Source organism: Kitasatospora sp. Xyl93 (assembly GCF_055383135.1).
Genome location: NZ_AP029185.1, coordinates 80939 through 101730, shown reverse-complemented (window position 1 = coordinate 101730; position 20792 = coordinate 80939). Strand labels below are relative to the sequence as shown.

At 72.7% G+C, this 20792-nt stretch carries 25 protein-coding genes; 13 read left to right on the top strand and 12 right to left on the bottom strand.

Annotated features, from left to right (window positions below; translation table 11 throughout):
* Positions 1 to 447: 447 nt before the first annotated feature.
* The 5 genes from ACZ5GH_RS00460 to ACZ5GH_RS00440 form a co-directional block, all read right to left on the bottom strand.
* On the bottom strand, positions 448 to 1422 hold the full coding sequence (locus ACZ5GH_RS00460; RefSeq protein ID WP_464333050.1) for a hypothetical protein: 975 nt from the start codon (positions 1420 to 1422) through the stop codon (positions 448 to 450).
* Positions 1422 to 1856 carry a hypothetical protein gene (locus ACZ5GH_RS00455; protein ID WP_464333049.1) on the bottom strand — a complete coding sequence of 145 codons (435 nt, stop codon included), beginning with the start codon at positions 1854 to 1856 and terminating at the stop codon, positions 1422 to 1424. Before ACZ5GH_RS00455 ends, ACZ5GH_RS00460 begins: the two co-directional genes overlap by 1 nt.
* Entirely contained in the window at positions 1853 to 3418 is a 1566-nt protein-coding gene (locus tag ACZ5GH_RS00450; protein WP_464333048.1) for a hypothetical protein, read from the bottom strand. Before ACZ5GH_RS00450 ends, ACZ5GH_RS00455 begins: the two co-directional genes overlap by 4 nt.
* 3 nt (positions 3419 to 3421) lie before the next feature.
* Positions 3422 to 3742 (bottom strand): hypothetical protein, encoded by a 321-nt coding sequence (locus ACZ5GH_RS00445; protein WP_464333047.1) that lies wholly within the window; start codon positions 3740 to 3742, stop codon positions 3422 to 3424.
* A 423-nt stretch (positions 3743 to 4165) separates the two neighbouring features.
* Positions 4166 to 4489 carry a hypothetical protein gene (locus tag ACZ5GH_RS00440; RefSeq protein ID WP_464333046.1) on the bottom strand — a complete coding sequence of 108 codons (324 nt, stop codon included), beginning with the start codon at positions 4487 to 4489 and terminating at the stop codon, positions 4166 to 4168.
* A 263-nt stretch (positions 4490 to 4752) separates the two neighbouring features.
* Between ACZ5GH_RS00440 and ACZ5GH_RS00435 the strand changes: the two genes are divergently transcribed.
* The 3 genes from ACZ5GH_RS00435 to ACZ5GH_RS00425 are packed head-to-tail and all read left to right on the top strand — an operon-like array spanning position 4753 to position 6930.
* Positions 4753 to 5079 carry a hypothetical protein gene (locus ACZ5GH_RS00435; RefSeq protein ID WP_387755556.1) on the top strand — a complete coding sequence of 109 codons (327 nt, stop codon included), beginning with the start codon at positions 4753 to 4755 and terminating at the stop codon, positions 5077 to 5079.
* Complete coding sequence (locus ACZ5GH_RS00430) at positions 5079 to 6422, top strand: putative T7SS-secreted protein (RefSeq protein ID WP_464333045.1); 1344 nt, start codon at positions 5079 to 5081, stop codon at positions 6420 to 6422. Before ACZ5GH_RS00435 ends, ACZ5GH_RS00430 begins: the two co-directional genes overlap by 1 nt.
* 19 nt (positions 6423 to 6441) lie before the next feature.
* Positions 6442 to 6930, top strand: a complete 489-nt coding sequence (locus ACZ5GH_RS00425; RefSeq protein ID WP_464333044.1) for a SitI3 family protein — start codon at positions 6442 to 6444, stop codon at positions 6928 to 6930.
* A 296-nt stretch (positions 6931 to 7226) separates the two neighbouring features.
* On the opposite strand, the gene ACZ5GH_RS00420 is transcribed toward ACZ5GH_RS00425, so the two are convergent.
* On the bottom strand, positions 7227 to 8180 hold the full coding sequence (locus ACZ5GH_RS00420; protein WP_464333043.1) for a pirin family protein: 954 nt from the start codon (positions 8178 to 8180) through the stop codon (positions 7227 to 7229).
* 93 nt (positions 8181 to 8273) lie between these two features.
* On the opposite strand from ACZ5GH_RS00420, the gene ACZ5GH_RS00415 reads away from it, so the two are divergent.
* Positions 8274 to 8762, top strand: coding sequence for a carboxymuconolactone decarboxylase family protein (locus ACZ5GH_RS00415; protein WP_387755564.1), 489 nt, complete (start codon positions 8274 to 8276; stop codon positions 8760 to 8762).
* A gap of 157 nt (positions 8763 to 8919) precedes the next feature.
* A complete protein-coding gene (locus ACZ5GH_RS00410; protein WP_387755567.1) occupies positions 8920 to 10173 on the top strand; it encodes a serine hydrolase domain-containing protein in 1254 nt (417 codons plus the stop codon).
* A gap of 130 nt (positions 10174 to 10303) precedes the next feature.
* Here ACZ5GH_RS00410 and ACZ5GH_RS00405 read toward each other — a convergent pair whose 3' ends face one another.
* Positions 10304 to 11056: an acetoacetate decarboxylase gene (locus ACZ5GH_RS00405; protein WP_387755570.1), complete on the bottom strand. Its 753-nt coding sequence runs from the start codon at positions 11054 to 11056 to the stop codon at positions 10304 to 10306.
* A gap of 158 nt (positions 11057 to 11214) precedes the next feature.
* Here ACZ5GH_RS00405 and ACZ5GH_RS00400 point away from each other — a divergent pair, with 158 nt between their 5' ends.
* The 5 genes from ACZ5GH_RS00400 to ACZ5GH_RS00380 all read left to right on the top strand — a co-directional run bounded on the left by ACZ5GH_RS00400 (position 11215) and on the right by ACZ5GH_RS00380 (position 15882).
* Positions 11215 to 12108 (top strand): 3-hydroxyacyl-CoA dehydrogenase family protein, encoded by an 894-nt coding sequence (locus tag ACZ5GH_RS00400; RefSeq protein ID WP_464333042.1) that lies wholly within the window; start codon positions 11215 to 11217, stop codon positions 12106 to 12108.
* 255 nt (positions 12109 to 12363) lie between these two features.
* Positions 12364 to 12969 carry a TetR/AcrR family transcriptional regulator gene (locus ACZ5GH_RS00395; protein WP_387755575.1) on the top strand — a complete coding sequence of 202 codons (606 nt, stop codon included), beginning with the start codon at positions 12364 to 12366 and terminating at the stop codon, positions 12967 to 12969.
* A 93-nt stretch (positions 12970 to 13062) separates the two neighbouring features.
* Positions 13063 to 13830 (top strand): leucine-rich repeat domain-containing protein, encoded by a 768-nt coding sequence (locus ACZ5GH_RS00390; RefSeq protein WP_387755578.1) that lies wholly within the window; start codon positions 13063 to 13065, stop codon positions 13828 to 13830.
* 212 nt (positions 13831 to 14042) lie between these two features.
* A complete protein-coding gene (gene thrS / locus ACZ5GH_RS00385) occupies positions 14043 to 15374 on the top strand; it encodes a threonine--tRNA ligase (RefSeq protein WP_464333041.1) in 1332 nt (443 codons plus the stop codon).
* 223 nt (positions 15375 to 15597) lie between these two features.
* Complete coding sequence (locus tag ACZ5GH_RS00380; protein ID WP_464333040.1) at positions 15598 to 15882, top strand: hypothetical protein; 285 nt, start codon at positions 15598 to 15600, stop codon at positions 15880 to 15882.
* Positions 15883 to 15922: 40 nt separating this feature from the next.
* Here ACZ5GH_RS00380 and ACZ5GH_RS00375 read toward each other — a convergent pair whose 3' ends face one another.
* Positions 15923 to 16330 (bottom strand): VOC family protein, encoded by a 408-nt coding sequence (locus ACZ5GH_RS00375; RefSeq protein ID WP_464333039.1) that lies wholly within the window; start codon positions 16328 to 16330, stop codon positions 15923 to 15925.
* Between the two features lie 81 nt (positions 16331 to 16411).
* Here ACZ5GH_RS00375 and ACZ5GH_RS00370 point away from each other — a divergent pair, with 81 nt between their 5' ends.
* Positions 16412 to 16915 carry a MarR family winged helix-turn-helix transcriptional regulator gene (locus tag ACZ5GH_RS00370; protein WP_464333038.1) on the top strand — a complete coding sequence of 168 codons (504 nt, stop codon included), beginning with the start codon at positions 16412 to 16414 and terminating at the stop codon, positions 16913 to 16915.
* A gap of 100 nt (positions 16916 to 17015) precedes the next feature.
* On the opposite strand, the gene ACZ5GH_RS00365 is transcribed toward ACZ5GH_RS00370, so the two are convergent.
* From ACZ5GH_RS00365 to ACZ5GH_RS00350, 4 genes are all read right to left on the bottom strand, one after another.
* Positions 17016 to 17642 (bottom strand): C40 family peptidase, encoded by a 627-nt coding sequence (locus ACZ5GH_RS00365; RefSeq protein ID WP_464333037.1) that lies wholly within the window; start codon positions 17640 to 17642, stop codon positions 17016 to 17018.
* Between the two features lie 294 nt (positions 17643 to 17936).
* Positions 17937 to 18425 carry an SRPBCC family protein gene (locus tag ACZ5GH_RS00360; RefSeq protein WP_464333036.1) on the bottom strand — a complete coding sequence of 163 codons (489 nt, stop codon included), beginning with the start codon at positions 18423 to 18425 and terminating at the stop codon, positions 17937 to 17939.
* On the bottom strand, positions 18422 to 18826 hold the full coding sequence (locus ACZ5GH_RS00355; protein ID WP_464333035.1) for an ArsR/SmtB family transcription factor: 405 nt from the start codon (positions 18824 to 18826) through the stop codon (positions 18422 to 18424). Before ACZ5GH_RS00355 ends, ACZ5GH_RS00360 begins: the two co-directional genes overlap by 4 nt.
* Before the next feature lie 43 nt (positions 18827 to 18869).
* Positions 18870 to 19451 (bottom strand): hypothetical protein, encoded by a 582-nt coding sequence (locus ACZ5GH_RS00350; protein WP_464333034.1) that lies wholly within the window; start codon positions 19449 to 19451, stop codon positions 18870 to 18872.
* A gap of 43 nt (positions 19452 to 19494) precedes the next feature.
* Between ACZ5GH_RS00350 and ACZ5GH_RS00345 the strand changes: the two genes are divergently transcribed.
* Together ACZ5GH_RS00345 and ACZ5GH_RS00340 are read left to right on the top strand one after the other, a co-directional pair.
* Entirely contained in the window at positions 19495 to 20061 is a 567-nt protein-coding gene (locus ACZ5GH_RS00345; RefSeq protein WP_387755603.1) for a TetR/AcrR family transcriptional regulator, read from the top strand.
* A gap of 163 nt (positions 20062 to 20224) precedes the next feature.
* Complete coding sequence (locus ACZ5GH_RS00340; RefSeq protein WP_464333033.1) at positions 20225 to 20698, top strand: SRPBCC family protein; 474 nt, start codon at positions 20225 to 20227, stop codon at positions 20696 to 20698.
* Positions 20699 to 20792 lie beyond the last annotated feature (94 nt).

Here is a 20792-nt window from a genome sequence, read left to right as displayed (position 1 = left end):
TGTTGCGGTGGCGGATTGGTGATCGATCGACAGTCCGGCGCGGTTGACGTGGAGGAGCGACAGGTGGGGCGAGGACGGCGCGCAGTCCGCGGGTGAGGCGGCCGTCGCGAGCCAGTCGGGTGAGGTCCTGCCCGGCAGTGGCCCAGACCGTGACGAGCCCGGTCCCGGCGAGCGTGTCCAGGAGCGCGGTGATGACCGGGACGGAGTCGGTGGCACGGTGGCGCAGCCGCAGACCCGCTCTCCGCATGTGCCACCAGTCCTCCAGTACGCCGGAGTTCTGGGCGTGGGGCGAGGACGGGGGGGCAGGTGGTGGGCGCTGGAGCCGAGGGGATCGCCGGGGCGGCGTCTCCACTCACATGCCGTGCCGACGCTGATCGCCCAGGTCACCCACGACTCCAGCGCCCGCCCCGAAGACGTCCAGGACATCTACGACCGGGGTCGGGGAGGCTACGGCGTGAGGGCCTTCTTCGCCTCCTGGGATCCGGTGTGGGCGGTGTTCAGCGCCCGGTCTCCGAGAACACCCAGCTTGTGCTGGTCGAGGTTCGCGCCCGAGGACGCCGACCACCGGTTGAGCAACCGGACGGTCTGGTCCTGGAGCTGGACGAAGAGGCTGGCGCCGGTCGGGTCGACCCTTTCGAGGCAGGCAGCCGTCAGGTGGCCGGCCGGATCGGTGGAGTAGTCCGGCACCGGGTCGGCCTTGGAGGCCCGGAGGCGGTTCAGCGCTTCACTCTCCCAAGCGCGTCGGGCGTCGGCGCCGCGCTCGCGCACCACGTCGTCGGCGATCGCGTCGTACGCTCCGGCGGGCATGGCGGCGAGCCCGACCGCGTTCTCCAGCTCGGCATCGGGCGGGGTCGCCTTGACCGCGGCGAAGCCGGCGGCGGCCCTTCGCAGGTCGGCGGTGCGCAGGATGGCGTAGGCGGTCGGGTCCTCCGAGAGGCCGCGCAGTGCCTGGACCAACTCCCTTTGCCGGACGGAGAAGTGGACACCCTGATCATCCTGCCAGGCGTCCCTGTGCGCGTTGTACGTGTCGTCGACCAGCGCCAGTACGGCGTGGGTGTCGGGTGCGTAGCCGGCGAGGGCTTCGGCGAGGGGGCGGCGGACGTCCGGATGGACGTGGTGGTCCTTGCTGTCGGCCAGCGCGAGGACGACAGCGCGCATGGCGCGGGCCTGCTCCAGGGTGTGGGCACCCGGCTGGCCACCCGTGGTGGCTCGGCGCAGGCCCTCGGCCAGGTCGGTGCACGCCATGTCGGACCGCCAGGCGGAGCCGAGCACCGTGCGGACGCGGTCGTCACTGCGCAGACCGGCGCAGTCGCGGTCGGGGTCGTCGCGGCCGAGTGTCCACCAGAGGCCCAGGCCGACCGCGGCCGCCACCGCCAGGGCGACGACGGCGGCGGTGCGGCGGTAGGTGCGGGCGGCCGCCATCAGGCGTTGCCTCGACCGAGGTAGCGGCCGGCGACGTCGCTGCTGCGGTTGCGGGTGTTCAGGACGTCGTCCTGGAGTCCGTTGATCATGTGGTCCTCCGGGCTGATGCCACGGTCACGGGCCCAGATGCCGACCAGGTCGGACATCTGCTTGGTGCCGTCCAGGTAGGTGTCCGAGATCTTGGCGTTGGCCTCGGCGTTGTTCTGGTTCTTCTCGTTCAGGCTGACTTCGTAGGTCCAGGTGTCGACCAGGCGCTGCGCGGCGTCGCCGACTCCGGGAATCGGCGTGATGGGGGCCCCGACGGTGTGGTAGAGGATCTTGGCCTTCCAGTCCGCCTGCGCGTTCTTGTCGTCGCGCATGTCCATCGCCGCATCGGCGCGGATGGCGTCGTAGACGCCGAGCGCGGCCGCACCCTTGCCCATCACGTCCTTCACCGCGTCACGGTCGGGGTGCGGTCCGAGGGCGGCGAGATCCTGGGCGATCTGTCCGGTCTCCGCCTGGTGCAGCGCACCGTACGCGGCAGGGTCGTCCGAGAGCCCGCGCATGACCCGGACCAGGCTGTCCTGGCCGACGGCCATCCGCACGGTTTCGCCGTCCTTCCAGACCGAGTCGTGCCCGGTGTGGGCACCGTAGACGTCGTTGCGCCCGTTGAGCAGCTCGTGGGTGTCCCCGACGTAGTCGGCGAGGGCGTTGGCGAGCGGCCGGCGCAGCGTGTCCTTGATCTTGTCGCCGCCCTGGCCCTCGTCCAGGGTGACGACGGTGTCGTGCATGACCCGGGCCTGCGCTTCGGTGTGCTTGCCGTCGTGGGGGCTGCCGGCCGGCTCGCCGGTGGTGGCGGCCTCGATCGCGGCGGCCAGGCCGCTCTGCGCCAGTGGGTCCGGCATCTCACGGTCAGGACGTTGTCCAGCGGGTCGGCGCCGAGCGCGGTGCCGGTGTGGTTGGCCTTGTAGCTCCAGAGACCTTGGTGGTCCTTCTCGGTGGCGGTGATGTCGTCGGCGAGGTCGGTGAGGAAGGGCGTGGAGTACTTCCCACTGCCCTTGGTCATCATGGTGGTGAGGATCTGGTAGCCGTACACCGGCTGAGTGTTGGAGCCGTAGTTCTTGTCCCCGGCGCCCTTCATGTCCGCGCGCCACTTCTTGTAGAAGTCGCTGTCCGGGTCCCGGGTGGCGGAGGCGAGCGCCCGGGTCAGGTCCGTTCGCAGGCTCGGGTAGGCGGCCTTCTTCCCTCCGTCGTCGCCGGGGGAGTCGAGCTGCTGCGCGAGCTTCAGCATGCCGCCAGGGCCGAGCTTGTCCAGCAGCGTCTGGGAGAACTGCGGGCTGTCGGCGTTCGCCTTCATGAGGTTCGCCAGCTGGTCCCGCTCCTGCGGACCGAGGCCGTCGATCCGGGTGGCGAGCGCGGCCGCGCGCTGGGCGTCGGCGGCGTCGCCACCGCCGACGGCCTGGCCGTTGAAGGTGTTGTCCGGGCTGCCCGCCTTCGACGCGCTGCGCAGGGCGGTCGCGGCCCGCGTGTCGGCGTCGGTCGCCGCCTGCAGGCCGGCCTCGATGGCCTTGGTCCACTTGGCCGCGGCTTCGTTGTAGGCGTCCTGGGCCTCGCGGTCGTGGTGCAGGGCGTTCAGGGTCGCCTTGTCCATCGTGCTGGTGTCCAGGACGGCGACGCCGGTGCCGGTGACCTTGAAGCCGTCCTTGACGGCGCCGTCCGCGGCGTCGCGGACCTGCTTCTGGGCGGCCTCGAAGTCCGACTTCGCGTCGTCGAGCAGCGACGCGACGGCGTTCGCCTCGACCTGGGCGGCGGTGATCTGCCCCTTGGTGATGGCCAGTTGGAAGTTCGCCATACTTGCGGTGCCGCCGGTCCACAGCCCGTTGCGGGTCACCGAGAGCACCTTCTGGTCGAAGTCGCTCTCCATGGTGTGGAACTTCTGCGCCATCTCGCGCCACTTGGCCGCCGCGGCGGCGAGCGTGCCGGGGTCCGCCTTGAGCACGTCCTCGTATCCCAGCACCGCTCAGTTCTCCTTCAGCTTCAGCGTGTCGGCGATGGAGATGTTGGTGCTGTGGTAGTTCAAGGTGGTCTGCTCCATCGCCGCACTGTTCTGATGCAGCCGCCCCGTCAACTGGCCGACCTGCTCGTGCCACTCGGCGAGTGTCGCCCGCAGCGCCCCCGCGGTGTCCCAGCCGCTGTGCGCCGTCGCGGCGGCGTTCGTCGACTCGTCGGCGACCCCGCCGACGGTCGGGTTGTTCAGCGCCATCCCGTTCAACGCCGCCACCGCACCGTTCATGGCCTGGCCGTTGAGACTGAACTGCCCGTTGGCCGCAGGCGTACTCACGTCTGGTTCCCCCATCGACGACTACACGGTGCGGGGCGTCGACTCCGCGACACGGCCGCGGCGAGGCCGAGCCTGCGCCGCGCGGTCGTGTCCGGCGCTCATCGGGGACCAACCGTCCTTGTCGGACTCGGTCCAGCGCTGAAGCCCCGTCGAAGCGATCATACAAAGACCGGCCGTCAATGAATTCGTTCGATTTCCACCGTTCTCCGCCGGTTCCGGCGAGGCGCTTGCTGACGTACGGCTGGGCGAGGAGCCGGGTGGCGGGAGATGTCGCGTACGCGCATCTCCGGGCCGTACTTGGCGATCGTGTGGACGACGTGTGTGGTCCACTCGGGGAGGTCCGGAGCAGGACGCTCTTCACGCGCGCCGCGTCGGCGGCGGTCATGGGAGGGGTCTGCTGCGCGTACTGGTCGTCGTGCGGGTTCACTCGGTCGTCTCCATCCGGGAGACGAGGGAACGGACCAGGGTGGGCAGACTGTCGGGCCCGTCGCCGCCGAGGCGTAGGAGGCTGACCGACTCCTTGAGGAGGTCGTGGGCGTCCTCGGTCAGGGCCCTGATGATCTCCATGCACGCCTCGGTGAAGTCCGGGGCGGCGAGCAGGGCCTGGAGGCAGAGGCCGGGCGTCTCGCCGGGAGTGGCGGACGCGCCGGAGTCGGGCAGGCCGGCCATGGTGGCCAGCACATCGACGCTCTGAGTCAGCTCGGCGAGCGACTCGGTGAGCTCGAAGGCGGCTGGTCGGCCCGGCAACTGGCTCGCTGTCGATGTCGGTCGGTCGGGGCACGGCGCTTGGGGATGCCTCGGCGCGGGCCTGGGGACGACGTCCGTCCCCCTGCGGGAACCAGGGTCGTTCCTGCTGGATGGCGTCCGCGTTCGCCGCAGGTCAGCACTGTTGTTCGAAGAGTTCGCACCTGGATCGGGTTGATCGGCCTGACCTGCGACATGGAGAACCGGATCCGCCGTCCTGACGTCCATTGATCTGAACGTGATCGAATGGGCATGGGGGATAGCGGATGGCTGAGGGATTCAAGGTCGATCTCGGCGCGCTGGACAAGGCGGCGTCGGGCATCACCAACACCTTGGCGAAGTTGCAGTTCAAGAAGGTCAGCGACCTCGACCCCAAGAAGGAGGACATCGGCCACGACCATCTGGCCGACGTCCTCGAAAAGTTCTGCACCCGCTGGGAGATCGGTGTGGAGAACCTGGGGAAGGACGCCACCCAGGTGTCCCAGCGCCTCAACGCGAGCGTGAAGGCCTACGCGCAGCTCGAGGGGCAGCTCGCCGGGCACATGCACGGCACCGCCAGCAGCGACCACGGCGAAGACCCGGGGGCGAAGTGATGGCGAAGGAACTCGGAGAGACGTCCGACCCGAAGGACCTCGTCCCGGGTGACCCGGACGCGATCGCATCGGCCGCCGCCTGGCTGAAGAGCTACGGCGACACCCTGCACTCGACCGGCGAGGGCCTCAAGCGGATCGACACCACCGAGGGATGGTCGGGGAAGGCCGGTGACGCGTTCCGCGACGCGTTCGAGGGCGAGCCGCAGAAGTGGCTGGAGGCGGGCGACTGCTTCCACGCCGCCGCCACCGCCCTCACCACGTATCAGGCGACCCTGGTCTGGGCCCAGGGGCAGGCCTCGGACGCGATCCGGCAGTGGAACGAGGGCCAGGCCGCGAGCGCCAAGGCCAAGTCCGACCACGAGACGGCGGAGAAGAACGCCGGTCACGAACTGCCGTTCACCGATCCCGGCGACAGCACCAGGTCGGCCGCGCAGCACACGCTGAGCAACGCGAGGAGCCAGGTCAAGACCGTGGGTGACACCACGGCCGACACCATCGCCAAGGGTCGTGACAAGGCCCCGGAGGAACCGGGCTGGCTGGACAAGGTCGGTGACTTCCTCTCCGACGCCGGGGACTTCCTCAAGGACGTCGGCACGGTCGCCGTCGAGGACCTGGCCTCCATCGGCAACGCGATGCTCCACGACCCCGGCGCGTCCCTGGAGATCGCGGGCGGTCTCGCCCTCGCGACGCTCGGCGCCGGCGGCGAGGTGCTGGGCGTCGGGCTCGACCTGACGGGCGTTGGCGCCGTCATCGGCGTGCCCGTCAACGTCGCCTCGGCCGGCGTCATCGCCACCGGCCTCGGCATCGCCGGTGTCGGCGCGACCCAGATTGCCCAGGACGCGATGGGGCCCGACCGGGTCCACATGGAGGGCGAGGGTGGCGGCGGCGGGAGCAGCGCGCCGGACATGCGGACCCAGCCCTCCAAGGCCGCCGACCCGAACGCCACGCCCGAGGGCCGGGTCACCAACATCCCCAAGAACGCGGACCCGACCACCGTGCGCGCGTTCACCCGCGAGAACGAGTCGGCCGACATCCTGGCGAAGAACGGCTACAAGGTCGAGCAGAACCCCAACGTGGCCGGTACGACCAAGAACCCCGACTACCGGGTCGAGGGCGAAGTGATGGACTGCTACGCGCCCACCGCGAAGAACCCCCGCTCCATCGCCACCGGGATCCAGAAGAAGGTGGACGAAGGACAGGCGGATCGTATCGTTCTGAACCTGTCCGACAGCGAGGTCGACGTGGCCGCCATGCGCAAGCAGCTGAACGACTGGCCCATTGAGGGACTGAAGGAGGTCACCGTGATCGACAAGTCCGGCAACGTGGTCTCCCTCTACCCGTAGAACAGCAGAAGGACAAGACATGGCAATCTCCTACAGCCTCGAGTTGGTGACCCCGTGGACCACGGCCCAGGTCGCCCAGAAGCTCGCCGACATCGCCCCGTCGGTGCGGCTCTTCGACACCCCCGCAACCGTTGACGCGCTGGTCGGGGACGGCGCGGTCACGGCGTACGGCACCTGGGTCCGGGTCACCCCCCGCAAGCCCACCCCGTGGGGGGACCCGCAGATCGGCGGCCGCGTCTTCACCCCGACCGTCTCGGTCGCGTTCCGACTGGGCAAGGACACCGACGCCTCCGGCCAGCAGGACGACATGGCCCGCCTGGCCGACGCCCTCCTCGCGCAGGTCCCCGGCGACGCGGTCCTGCACCTCGACTACGAAGACGTCTGGCTGGTTCGCCAGGACGGCGAGTTGAGTCTGAGCGAGCGTTCCGACTTCTGGCCGCCGAACCGCCTCGCCGCCGTTTCCGGCCCCTATCGCCGCCAGAGCCACGAATTCGTGGACGAGGAATGAGCCCGCCCTCCACAGGCGGCTAAGGCGTGGTGCCCAAGGGTGTGAGCGGACAGGGGCCATCCGGCCCTGCCTGCTCAACCCCGATCTCCCGCACCGCGCTTCAGACGCCGACATGCGCGGGCGTCTCGGTCCTGGCCAGGATGCAGGCCATGGGTGACGGCATCGGCGGAGGGTGTCGGTGAGCGGGTGGCCGGGGGCGGCGAGCTCGGCACGGGCGCTTCGGGTGGGCGGAGGGCGGCGCCGGCCCGCGGGTGCGGCGGGCCCGGCCGCCGCACCCCCGATTGGCGAACGCCAGGTCAGCGCGCGTTGCCGCGCGGCTTGAGGGGGGTGCCGGGGAGCTCCGGGGCGGGGAGGCGGTCGCCCGGGTAGCCCTCGACCGCGCCGAAGCGGTCGTCGGCGGCCTGCCAGTCGGCCCGGGCCCGGGCGATGTCCTCGTGGGTGCGCCCGATGAAGTTCCACCACATGACGATCTGCTCCTCGAAGGGCGTGCCGCCGAGGAGGACCAGCCGGGCGTCGGTCGGGCCGGTGTTGGTGAGGGTGAGCGTGGTGCGGCCGGGGGCGACGTAGCCGAGGTCGGCGGGGCGCAGCGGGGTGTCGAGGAGGCGGACGTCGCCGCTGTCGACGAGCAGGCCGTGTTCGAAGGCGGGGTCGACGTCGAGGGTGACGGTGGCCCGCGGGCGCAGGGTCAGTTCGGCGCCGAGCAGCGGGGTGAAGGTGGGGACGGGGGAGGTGTCGCCGGCGAGGGTGCCGAGGAAGACCCGGGCCTCGCCGCCGTCGAGGGCGACCGGGCGGGGCGCGTGGTGGCGGAAGTCGCGTGCGGTTTGCCGGTGCTCCTCGGGGAGGGCGACCCACAGCTGTACGCCGTGCAGGACGGTGGTGGCCGGGGTGGAGACCTCGGAGTGGGCGATGCCGTGGCCGGAGGTCATCAGGTTGACCTCGCCCGGCCGGACGTAGGCGTGCACGCCGAGGCTGTCCCGGTGCTCGATCTCGCCGGTGAACAGCCAGCTCACGGTCTGCAGCCCGGTGTGCGGGTGCGGGGCGACGTCCATGCCGCCGGTGCTCGCGACGTCGTCGGGTCCGTAGTGGTCGACGAAGCACCAGGCGCCGATCATGCTGCGGGAGCGCTGCGGCAGGGTACGGCGTACGGTCATCGCGCGCGGGCCGCCGAGCGGTACGTCCCGGGCGGGAAGGACCTCCACGCGCGGGTCGGCGGCGGGCGTCGGGACGAGGTCGGTCTCGGCGGTGCTCACGGTGGGCCCTCCCAGGTGTTAATTAGTTCTATATTCAACTATCATGCCATGGCAGAGTGGCGGGCGACAGCATGATCAGCCTAAGGAGTCCAGGTGAGTGACGTGACGGTGGTTCCGGCGGACCGGCGGGTGTTCGTCGACAAGCAGAGTCCCAAGGCGTACCAGGCGCTGCTGGCCGCCGCCGAGGCGGCCCGCGAGGTCGCGGCCGAGGCCGGGCTGGACCGCCGGCTGATCGAGCTGGTCAACCTGCGCGTCTCGCAGATCAACGGCTGCGCCTACTGCCTGCACGTCCACACCAGGGCCGCGATCCGCGAGGGCGAGACCAGCCAGCGCCTGGGCGTGCTCCCGGCCTGGCGCGACACCGAGGTGTTCAGCGACCGCGAGCGGGCCGCGCTCGGGCTGGCCGAGGCGACCACCGCCCCGGCGGACGCGGCGCTCCAGGAGGCCGCGTACGGCGTGGCGCGCGCGGTGCTGAGCGACGAGGAGATCTCCGCGGTGGTCTGGGTGTCGATCGCCATCAACGCCTTCAACCGGGTGTCCATCCTGAGCAAGCACCCGGTCCGCCCGGCCCCGGCCCGGTAGCCGCGCCCGCCGCAGGGCCTCCGTCTTCCGGCGGACGCCCTCCGTTGCCGGGTGTACGGCCGGCTCCTCCCGGCGGAGGATGACCGGCCGTCAGCGGTGCGGCGAGGCTGGGCGGCACGGGCGAGGAGCTGCTCGCCGACGGCGAAGGTGGGGTCGCATGGCACGTCGTACGGTTTCCGCGCTGGTGGGGGCGGTCTGTCTGGCACTGGCCGGGTCGGTGGTCTCGGCCGGCGCGGCGGGTGCGGCCGAGGCCGCGGGCGGACGGCCGGGATCCGGCGATCCGCGGGCGGCGGCGCTGCGGGCGCTGACCGAGGCCGGAGCGGTCGGGGCGATCGCGGAGGTCAGGGACGGGAACGGGGCCTGGCGCGGGGCGTCCGGCGTCTCCGACCTCGCCACCGGCGCGCCGGTCCGCGCGGACGGACGGTTCCGGGCCGGGAGCGTCACCAAGATGTTCACCGCCACCACGGTGCTCCAGCTGGTCGGGGAGCGGCGGGTCGGCCTGGACGAGGCGATCGAGCGGTACCTGCCCGGACTGGTCCCGAACGGCGGGCACATCACCGTCCGCCAGCTGCTCAACCACAGCTCCGGACTCTGGGACTCCACCAACGAGAAGGGCGGGGTGTTCCCCGACCTGGAGGACCCGGCGGCCCTCCGCGACTGGCTGGACCAGGGCGGCCTGACCCGGTCCGTCACCCCGGCCCAGGTGGTGGCCGCCTCGGTGGCGCACGCGCCCAACTTCCCGCCGGGCGCCGGGTTCGGCTACTCCAACGTCAACTACACCCTGCTCGGCATGATCATCGAGAAGGTGACCGGCCGCGGCTACGCCCAGGAGATCACCGCGCGCATCCTGCGCCCGCTCGGCCTGAACGGCACCTACTTCCCGGGCTCCGCCACCGGCATTCGGGGTCCGCACGCGCACGGCTACTGGACGGTGCCCGAGGGCCCGGCCCCGGAGGACGGCAGCGACCGGGACGTCACGGTGGCGAGCGTCACCTGGGCGAACTCGGCCGGCGAGCTGATCTCCACCCTGGGTGACCTGAACCGCTTCGAGAAGGCCCTGCTGGGCGGCCGGCTGCTGCCGCCGGCGCTGCTGAAGGAGATGACCACGACCACCCCGATCGAGGTCGAGGGGGTGCCGACACAGCTGGGCTACGGGCTCGGGCTGGCCGCCTGGCAGCTCTCCTGCGGCCAGGTCTACGGGCACGACGGCTCGGTGCCCGGCTACAGCACCCAGCTGTGGGGCTCGGGCGACCGGCAGGTGTCGCTGTCGGTCACCCAGCGCGGCGACGGGACGCAGATCGTGGCGCAGTTGCAGGCGGAGGCGGGCTTCCTGGAGCAGGCCTTCTGCGGGGCCGGCCAGGGGGCGGCCGCGGCGCACGGGCCGGCCGCCGTGGCGCCGAAACTCGGCTGAGCGACTGCCCTCTGCCGGCTTCACCGCTCCGGTTCGTCCTTCGCGGGTCCTCGACCGCGGGGGCGGGCCGGGGCGGTGCCGTTTCGGCGGTCAGCCGCCCTTCGTTCGGAGTCGTTCGCGAGCCGCCGCGTCAGGCCGCGTGGCGCTGCTCCGCCAGGTAGTCGTGGACGGGCGTGGCGGGGGAGAGGGTGAGGTCGGTGACGATGTGGCTGGCCGAGACGACCTCCAGGACCGGCAGGTCCGCCAGCGGCGCCATGACGTGCGCGGAGAGCTGGAGGCGGGCGGGGCCGGTCCAGGCCTCCTTGACGGTGACGTCGGTGATCCGGGTGCGGACCAGGTCGCAGACCCGCAGGCCGCCGGCGTAGTCGGGGACGATCTTCACCCCGTACGTGGGCACGGTGATCTGCTCGCGCGCCTCGGCCGGGTCCAGCGGTTGCCACTTGTAGGCCATGGTCGCGGTGGCGACCCGCTGGCTGCCGTGGTCGAGGGTGCCGACCAGGGCGCCGGCCTCGGTGAAGAGGCGGGGGGTGCCCATCACCTTGGGGTAGGCGCTCAGCTCCCGGCCGGCGGCGGTGGCGGCGAAGTTGTCGAGGTACATGGCGTGCAGGTACTCGCCCTCCTCGTCCCCGTACCGGACCGGGACGACCTGCCCGGCCTCGACGTACGGCCCGAAGCCGTCCACCTCGCCCATCCGCATGACCTCGAAGCGGACCAGCGGCTCGTCGACCTCCAGCGGTTCGGGGACGACCGCGCGCAGCGCCTCGGGGTCGGTCCGGTAGACGACGTTCAGGTACTCGCGGTCGGTGAAGCGGGTGGCGCGGGGCGGGTAGAGGGGGACGGTCAGCGGGGTGGTGGCGTGGCGGACGACCTGGTCGGGGCGCATCGGGGGCTCCTTCGCGGCGGCGGGTTGCTTGGTCTCCTCAAACGGATACCATATGTATCGGATACACCATGCATCCGATGGAGCCCGTGGTGCAAACGCGCGGGATCCGCCGTGCGACACGGCTCTCGGAGCGCAGCACAGCCAAGGAAGTGATCTCGATGCCGTTCACCGTTCCCAACCCCACCGGCCGGCCCGTCGCCGTCGTCGGAGCCGGCACCCTCGGGCGCCGCATCGCCCTGATGTTCGCCACCGGCGGCGGGCAGGTCCGCATCTACGACCCCTCGGCCGAGCAGCTCGCGGCCGCCCGCGACTACGTCGAGGAGCAGCTGCCCGCCGTCGCCGCCGCGGTCGGCGGGGGAGAGCCGGGCACCGTCGCCGTCAGCGACGACCTCGCCGAGGCGCTGCGCGGCGCCTGGCTGGTGATCGAGGCGGTGCCCGAGCGCCCGGAGCTCAAGCGGCGGGTCTTCGCCGACCTGGACCGGACCGCCGACCCGGACGCCGTCCTCGGCAGCAACTCCTCGTCCTACCCGACCAGTGGCTTCGTCGACTGCGTGCGCGAGCCGGAGCGCCTGGTCAACATCCACTTCTACATGCCGCCCACCCAGAACGCGGTGGACGTGATGTCCAGCGGCCGCACCGACCGGGCCGTCATCGACCTGCTGCTGGCCGAACTCCCGCGCCACGGCCTCTTCCCGTTCGAGGCGCGCAAGGAGAGCACCGGCTTCATCTTCAACCGCATCTGGGCGGCCATCAAGCGCGAGTCCCTCGCCGTGGTCGCCGAGGGCGTCGCCACGGCCGAGGAGGTGGACGCCATGTGGTCCGTCAACACCGGCCTGCGCGGCGGCCCGTTCCGCGCGATGGACCAGGTCGGCCTGGACGTCGTGCTCGACATCGAGCAGCACTACGCCGCCGAGCGCCCCGGCCTGCCCGCCGGCCCCCGCGAGCTCCTGGCGGAGTACGTCGGGGACGGCCGGCTCGGCGTCAAGACCGGGCGCGGTTTCTACGACTACGGCCCGGCGGACGGTCCGGCAGACGGCGCAGCGGCCGCCTGAGGCGGCGTCGGAGCGGGCCGTCGCCGAGGGGCTACTCGCCGCCGGACTCGCCGCCGGACTCGCGCCCGGCCTGCGGTTGCGCGAAGGGCTCGCGCGCGGCACGGCGACGAGCGACGCCACGACCCCGACGCGCGCCGTCGAGCTGGTGCGTGCCGTCTTCGACGCCGTGTCCGTGCTCCTCGGCCCGCCCGTAGACTGGGCCGGGCCGCCCGGCGGCACCGTCGAGCCAGGAACGAGACCCGAGGACCGCAGTTCGTGCCCAAGTCACCCACGAAGCGGCGCCCGCTGACCGTCGCCGCCCTCAACGACAGCGCCCTCGCCCTGTTCACCGAACACGGCTTCCACGCCACCTCGATCCGCGACATCGTCGCCCGCGCCGGGCTGACCCGCGGTGCGTTCTACTCCAACTACCAGGACAAGGAAGAGCTGTTCCTCGCCCTCTACGACCAGCAGATCGACCGGCTGCTCGCCGACCTGCGGGCCGCCTTCGCGGACGCCGGGCCGGGCCAGGACGTCCCGTCCCGGCTGCTGCGCGAGCTGGCCGGGCGGCGGCGGGAGGACGAGGGCTGGTTCCTGCTCTCCATGGAGTTCACCCTGCACGCGGCCCGCCACCCGGAGGTCGCCCGCAGCCTCGCCGAGCACGAGGCGCGGCTGGTCGACGGGCTGGTGGAGCTGATCGAGGCGACGCCGGACCACACCTCAAAGGTCCGTCCGCGCGACCTCGCCCGGCTGCTGGTGATCCTGCACGAGGGCGCCACCGCGATGCGGCTGACCGAGGAGGCCCGCGGTGAACTCGCCGAGTTCCCGGAGGAGCTCCTCCACCAGGTCGTGGACGGGCTGTTCCACGCCGGCGCCCGCTGAGCGGACCGCGCCCGGGCGTCCGGGTGTCGGGGTGCCGGCCGGCGGCCCGGGTGCGTACGGTGATCCGGACATTCGTCGGAGAGGGGTGCGGGCATGACCGAGGTGACGGGAAGTGCGGACGGGCGGAGCACGGCGGACGTGACGCTGAACCTCTGGCGCCGACCGCTCGACGAGGTGCCGGCCGAGGTGTGGGACCGCACCGAGCTGACCGTGCTCATCCTCGCCGACACCGGCATCCGAGAACTCCCTTCCGGCATCGGCCGGTTGACCGGGCTGCGGACCCTCGACCTCGGCCACAACCGGCTCGCCGAACTCCCTGTCGAGCTCTGCGGCCTCACCGGGCTCGGGGACTTCCTCTACCTGCACGACAACGAGCTGACCGCCCTGCCCGAGGCGATCGGACGGCTCTCCGCGCTGCGCTACCTCAACGTGGGCGAGAACCGGCTCAACGAACTCCCGTCCGCCGTCGGCGGCCTGGCCTCGCTGGTCGAGCTGCGCGCCCAGCACAACCGGCTCGCCGCGCTGCCGGAGTCGATCGGCGAGCTCGGCGCGCTGCGCGAACTGTGGTTGCGCGGAAACGAGTTGACCGCCCTGCCGGACTCCGTCAGCCGGCTGGCCGAGCTGCGCGAGCTGGAACTCCGGGAGAACGCCCTCACCGAACTGCCGGCCGTGCTCGCCGGGCTTCCGCGGCTGCGCCGCCTCGACCTGCGCGGCAACCGGATCACCGAACTGCCCGACTGGCTGGCCGACTCGGGCGCGCTGCCCGCACTGGAGAAGCTGGACCTGCGGTGGAACGAGGTACGGCCGTCGGCCCGGCTGCTGGCGGCGCTCGCCGCACGCGGGTGCGTCACGCTCCACTGAGCCGCCGGACTCCGGACCGGAAAAAGATCACCGCGGGCGGCGCGGAGCTGTTACCGTGGAACGCATGAAGCGCGCTGCACTCGCCACGACGACGCCGGAGAGAGTCCCGGCGCGCTGACTGCTGACCTAGTCCGAAGCCCCGGGGCCGAGTGCCCCGGGGCTTCGCGGTTCCCGGACCCACTCGCCCCGCAGACCGAGTGGAGACCACCCTCATGCACGAGCACCAGTCGAACCACCATCAGCCGAACGACCGCCAGCCGAACGACCGCCGGCCGCACGGCCACGCCGCCCAGGCGCAGGCCCACCCGGCGCACGACCACCGCAAGCTCGGCCGCGAACTCGACCTGTTCGACACCGACCCGCTGATGGGCTCCGGCCTGCCGTACTGGCTCCCCGACGGCGCCGCGATCCGGCACTCCCTGGAGGAGTTCATCCGCGGCCGTGAACGCCGGGCCGGCTACCGCCACGTCTACTCCCCGGTCCTCGGCAAGCGCGAGCTGTACGAGATCTCCGGCCACTGGGCGCACTACCGCGAGGACATGTTCCCACCCATGGAACTGGGCTCCGAGGAGATGGTGCTGCGCCCCAGCCTCTGTCCGCACCACGCCCTGATCTACCGCTCCCGCCCGCACAGCTACCGGGAACTCCCGCTGCGCATGGCCGAGTTGGGCGGTATGTACCGCTCCGAGCTGTCCGGGGTGCTGGGCGGACTGACCAGGGTCCGGGCGATCCAGCTGAACGACGCCCACGTCTTCTGCACCCCGGAGCAGGCGGCCGACGAGGCCGTCGCCGCCCTGGAGCTGATCCGCGAGGCGCACCGGGCGCTGGGCGTCGTGCCCGTCCGCTACCGCCTCTCGCTGCCCGGCGCGGGCGGCAAGTACGTGGCGGACCCGGCGCTCTGGGAGCGGGCCGTCGCGCTGCTCACCGAGGTGCTGGAACGGTCCGGGGTGCCGTTCGAGGCGGCGGAGGGCGAGGCCGCGTTCTACGGTCCCAAGATCGACGTGCAGATCGCCGACGGTGCCGGGCGCGAGTTCACCCTCTCGACCGTGCAGATCGACTTCCACCAGCCCGAGCGGTTCAACCTGCACTACATCGGCGCGGACGGCGCCAAGCACCGGCCGGTGATGGTGCACCGCAGCGTGATCGGCAGCGTCGAGCGGGTGGTCGCCCACCTGATCGAGCTGTACGGCGGCGCGTTCCCGGCCTGGCTCGCGCCCGTCCAGGTCGTGCTGCTGCCGGTTTCGGACGCCGAGCTGCCGCAGGCCGAACGGTTCCGGCAGCGCTGCCTGGACCTCGGGCTGCGCGCCGAGGTGGCCGGCCCCGAGCACGGCAGTCTCGGTGCCCGGATCCGCGAGGCCCGGCTGGTGCCCTACCAGGCGGTGATCGGGGCGAAGGAGGCCGTGGACGACCGGGTCGCGCTGCGGCTGCGGGACGGCCGACGGCTGGAGCCGCTGCCGGCCGAGGAGGCGTGGGAACGGATCGGTGCGCTGGTGGCGGCGTGCGACGCGGAGCTGTGGGCGGAGGCCGCCTCCCCGGCGGCCTGAACGTCGGGCCCTGCGGTGGAAGCGGTCGGCCGACGCCACCGGCGCGGACGGCCGTCGGCGGGATCGGCCGGCGGGACCGTCGGCCGCCGCGCCGACGGCGTCGGTACGACTAGTGCGGCGCGCGGTGTGTCGGCCGGGCCGTGGGTGGCGGCCGCCCGTCGAATGGGCCGGGCGGCCGGGACCACGGCCGCCCGCTGTCCCCACCCGTACGGAGGTACCCCCGATGCGCATCCCCCGCGGCTTCGCCGCTCCCGTCCTGGCCTGCTGTCTGGCCCTCGCCGGGGCGGTGGCCGCCACTCCGGCCGGCTCGGCCGAGCTGCGCCCGCTACCCAGCCCCGTTGTCCAGTACTGCGCCGCGGTGCTCGGGCACGTTCCCGGCGCCGACGCCGCGTCGCAGGCGCTCGGGCGGGCCTGCTCGTCGGACTTCCGGGTCGACCGACTCGCGCAGGGCGGCGGCGGGTTCGAGGCCTCGGGGTTGCCGGGCCGACCCTCGCCGTCGATGGAGTAGCTCAGGCCGGGGCGCCGAGCCCCGGTGCGGCGCGGGCCGGTCAGTAGGACTGGAGCTCGACCAAGCGGCCGTCCGGGTCGCGCAGATGGGCGCTGCGCAGGGTGGGGCCCCACTCCGGGCGGTCGGCCGCCGCGCCGGCCGGGGTGCCGCCGTGGCGCAGGCAGAGGTCGAGGGCGGCGTCCACGTCGTCCACCCGGAGCACCAGCATCGCGGCGTCCTGGGCGGGTGCGGCGTAGGCAGGCAGCTCGGCGGTGCCGAGGGTGGCGGCCATCGCGGAGCGGTCGAAGAGCGCCAGGAGGGTCTGGTCGGCGAGGTCCCAACTGGCGTACGGGCCCTCGGGCGCGCCCTTGGCCAGGGCGGCGCCGGTCAGTGGCGGGAGGACGGCGCGGTAGAAGGCGAAGCACTCGGCGAAGCGGGTGACGAGCAGGCGGGAGTACAGGGCGTCCACGAGCGAACTCCTGGCAGGGAAGGGCGGTTTCCGAATTAGTGGGTCGGCACCCACTATAGGGAGAGACCCTAGACTGCCGCCATGGCCTCCGAGAACCCGTACCCGGGGAACGCGCACCCGGCGCCGCTGCCCGCCGCTGAGCTTCCCCCGACCCTGCTGGACCTCAGCACCTACCTGCTCTCCCGGCTCGGCAAGGCGGCGCGCGGCCGGCTCGCCGAGCGGTTGGCCGAACGCGGCCTGCGGCTCTGGGACATGGCGGTGCTGGCCGCGCTCGCCGACTTCGGCCCGCAGGCCCAGCGGGACCTGGTGCGGCGGCTGGCCATCGACCCGAGCGACCTGGCCAAGGTCGCCGACCAGCTCGCCGCCGCCGGGTACGTCGAGCGCGCCAGGGACCAGGCCGACCGGCGGCGGGTCTCGGTCTCCGTCACCGACGCCGGGCGGGCGCTGCTCGCCGAACTGGACGCGCAGGCACGGGCGGTGCAGGACGAGGTGCTCGCGCCGCTGGACGCGCGGGAGCGGCGGCTGCTGCAGGACCTGCTGCTGCGGGTGCACCGGGGGATGGGGGAGTGGCGCGGCGGTCTGTGACCGTACGCGGGCCGGTCGCCCCCCGGCGGCGGGTTCGGAGCTCTCCCCGGGGGCGGGTTCGGGGCTCTCCCCGGGGGCGGGCCGCCCCGGGGCCGTGGTGTCAGGCGGGGGGTGGCCCCGGGCGGCGGGCACCGGCGAACTCGCCCGCCCAGCGCGGGACGTCGAGCACGTTGTCGACCCGGGCGACCAGGGTGCCCGTCCGCTCGGCGTGGATCATCGCGCCCTCGCCGACATGGATCCCGACGTGGTGCAGCGGAGCGTCGGGGCGGGAGAAGAACAGCAGGTCGCCCGGGGCGAGCGCGTCGCGCGGTACGGGCGCGCTGAGGTTGAACTGCGCGACGGTGTAGTGGCCGAGCTCGACGGTGCCGTGGCTGGCCCGGTACCAGCAGTAGAGCGACAGGCCGCTGCAGTCGAAGCCGACCGTCTTCTCGCCCATGCACTCGCCGTTCAGCCAGCCGTTCTCCTCGTCGCAGAAGCCGAGGCTCGCGCCCAGCCGGTCGCCGCCGCCCCAGGCGTACGGCACGCCGAGCTGGCTCGCGGCCACGTCGGCGACCCGTCGGCCCAGTGCGGCGGCCGGCAGCGACCGGGCCTGCTCGGGCGCGGAATCGGACGCCGCCTGGGTGGCCGGGCCGAGCGCGGGCACGAGGCCCGCTCCGAGTGCGAGGCCGAGCATGCGGCGCCGACGGACTCCGCAGGCCTGGTCGCGGTCGGACGGTTGGGGCTCCATGGCGGTGCCTCCCGGTGCTGGAGGTGGGCGGGCGCGCGGGGCGTGGTGCCGGGCGCTCGCACCAGGATTCCGCTCCGACGGGTCGGTCCGCCATCACCCGCAACGGTGAATCGCGGACGCACGGGTCCGTAGGCGGAAGGGAGTTCACCGGTAAGCGGCCTGACGGCCACTCAGCACCGACCCGCGGTGCGCGAGGTGGGGACGGGGGCTGTGCCGCTTCCCCGGATTCGGCGCGATCGGACTGGACCGCGTCGGACCGGCCCGGGCGGGGCCGGGCCGGTTCCGTCGGGCCGGTCAGGAGTCGGCGAGCAGGGCGTCCAGCTGCTGGTAGCCCTCGACCACGCCGTGCTCCATGCCGCTGGCCAGGATGGCGTCCCGGGCCGCCAGGCTGTCGACCACCGACAGCACGGTGACGCGGGTGCGGCCCTCCCCGGCGGGCTCGAAGGTGGCGGTCTCCAGCGAGACGCCGTCCGGAACGCCCTCGTAGGTGAAGGTCTGCACCAGCCGGTCGGCCGGCCGGACCTCGTGGAAGGAGCCGTAGAAGGCCGCGATCTCCTGGCCGTCGCGGTGCGCCGAGTAGCGGTAGTGCCCGCCCGTCCGCCCGTCCCAGGTGTCGATCTTCATGTCGAGGTCCTTCGGGCCGAGCCAGCGCACGACCAGCTCGGGATCGATCCAGGCCCGGAACACCCGCTCCCGCGGCGCGTCGAACTCGCGGACGATCCGGATGGTGGGCAGCTCGGGGTCCGCCTCGATGCGGGTCTCGGGGCCGGTGGTGGAGGTCATGACGGGGCTCCTTCGCTCTGCTCGGGTCGGTGGTTCTCTTCGGTGTGGCCGGTGTCCGGGGCCGGTCCGGCGCGTTCCTCGTCGCCCAGGTCGGCGAGCAGGGCGTCCAGTCGGCCGAACCGCTCCTCCGCCTGGCGCCGGTACCGCTCGATCCAGCTCGTCATCAAGTCGAACACCTGCGGCTCCAGATGGCACGGCCGTCGCTGTCCGTCCCGGCTGCGGCTCACCAGTCCCGCCTCCTCCAGCACCTTCAGGTGCTTGGAGACGGCCTGCAGGGACATCGCGTAGGACTCGGCCAGTTCGCCGACGCTCGCGTCCCGGATCGCCAGCCGGGCGACGATGTCCCGCCGGGTCGGATCCGCCAGCGCGACGAACGCCCGGGACAGCTGGTCGACGGCCACCGCTCACCTCTGTTCCCATTCAACCGATCGGTTGAGAACAACGCTACGCCGGCCGCCGGCCGTATTCAACCGATCGGTTGAGGAAATGTTCGGGGAAGTGAGGAGGCCGCCGGGAGGCGCGCGGCGTACGACCTCCGGGGTCGCTGGAGGTGGTGGACAGGGAGACGGTGACGGCGCGGCCGCCGTCGGCGGTGGCGCCGTTCGGGGTGAGGTGGCCGGCTTCGCCTCCCTCGTGGCTCCAGTGGCTGCCGCCGCAGGTCAGCGGGCGGCTGACCGGGCCGAGGCCGTAGCGTCCGCCGGGCCAGAACGCCTCGACACGCCGGTCGACCGGGACGGTGTCCTGCATCTCGGCCAGGCGCGCCGGGGGCAGCAGCCTGCCGCCCAGCAGCCCCTGGAGGAAACGGTTGACGTCCGCCGTGGTGGAGACGTAGCCGCCGAGGTCGGGGACGAACTGCTCGGTGACGTCGGCGCGTTCGCCCGAGGGGAATGCCTGGTAGCTCGGCCGGCGACAGCGGCCACCGCCGGGTCCGCGCCGTCCTGGCTTACCTCCACCGCCACGGCGGCGGCGCCCCGGCCGCTGCCGCGTGACGCCGGTCGGCTGCTCCGCGTCGATGGTTCGGGACAAGCGGGTGTTGACGGCGGCAAGGTGTGAGTGGTTGAGTACTCACATGCAGAAGGAACGACCCCGGCAGCTGTCCACCGCCGAGGAGCGTCGCGAGACGGTGCTGCGCACCGCGATCGGGGCGTTCGCCGCGCGGGGGTACTTCGGCACCACCACCACGGAGGTGGCGAAGGCCGCCGGCATCTCGCAGGCGTACGTGTACCGGCTCTTCCCGAGCAAGGAGGCCCTGTTCGTGGCGGTGGTGGAGCACTGCTTCGTGCGGGTCCGGGGGAGTCTGGAGCGCGGTGCGGCGGAGGCGAGGGGGAGTTCGCCGGAGGCGGTCCTGGAGTCCATGGGGGACGCCTACGCCAAGCTGATCACCGACAACGACCTGATGCTGGTCCAGCTGCACGCCCAGGCGGCGGCGGTCTCCGAGTCGGCCGTCCGGGAGGCGGTCCGGCAGGGGTACGCCCGGCTGGTCGAGTACGTGCGGGGCGCCTCGGGCGCGGCGGAGTCGCAGGTCCAGGGCTTCTTCGCCACCGGGATGCTCTGCCACCTGCTGGTCTCGATGGGCGCCGACGAGGTCGACGCACCGTGGACGCGGACCCTCGCGGCCGGCATCACCCACTACTGACCACCGCTGTCCAGCCCACCCACCCCGGCGGGGCGGGAGGTCCGCGCGTACGCGACGGGCCGAACGCCACCGCCGTTTCTTTCGGGCGCGAGTGTGAGTGGTTAACCACTCATCATTTCAAGGTTGCGCCCACACCCCGACCCATCACCAGGGAGACCGCTCCATGTCCACCCAGACCATCGACACCACCGCCCCCGTCATCGTCCGGCTCGCCACCACCGTCGACGCCCCGCCCGCCCTCGTCTGGGCCCTGCACACCGACGTCGAGGCCTGGCCGCGGTGGAACCCTGACATCGAGCAGGCCCGCCTCGACGGCGGCCCGCTCACCGGCCCCGGCGCCTCCTTCGGCTGGCGCACCCACGGCCTGGACATCACCTCGACCGTTCGCGAACTCGTCCCCGGCCGCCGGATCGTCTGGGGCGGCCCGGCCAACGGCGTCGAGGGGGTCCACGTCTGGTCCTTCGAGCCCGCCGGCGACGGCCGGGTGACCGTCCGCACCGAGGAGTCCTGGAGCGGACCGGCCGTCGAGGCCATGCCGGAGGCGCTGGAACAGGCACTGCGGGAGTCCCTGGAGCGCTGGCTGGACCACCTCAGGGCCACCGCCGAGAGCGCGCACCTCGCGGCCACCGCCCGCTGAACCCGGCCGGCTGACCCGCGCCCGCTGAACCCGGTTCGCCGAGCCCCGCCCGCTGAACCCGCCCGTTGAACCCCGCCCCGGCCTTACCCCGAAC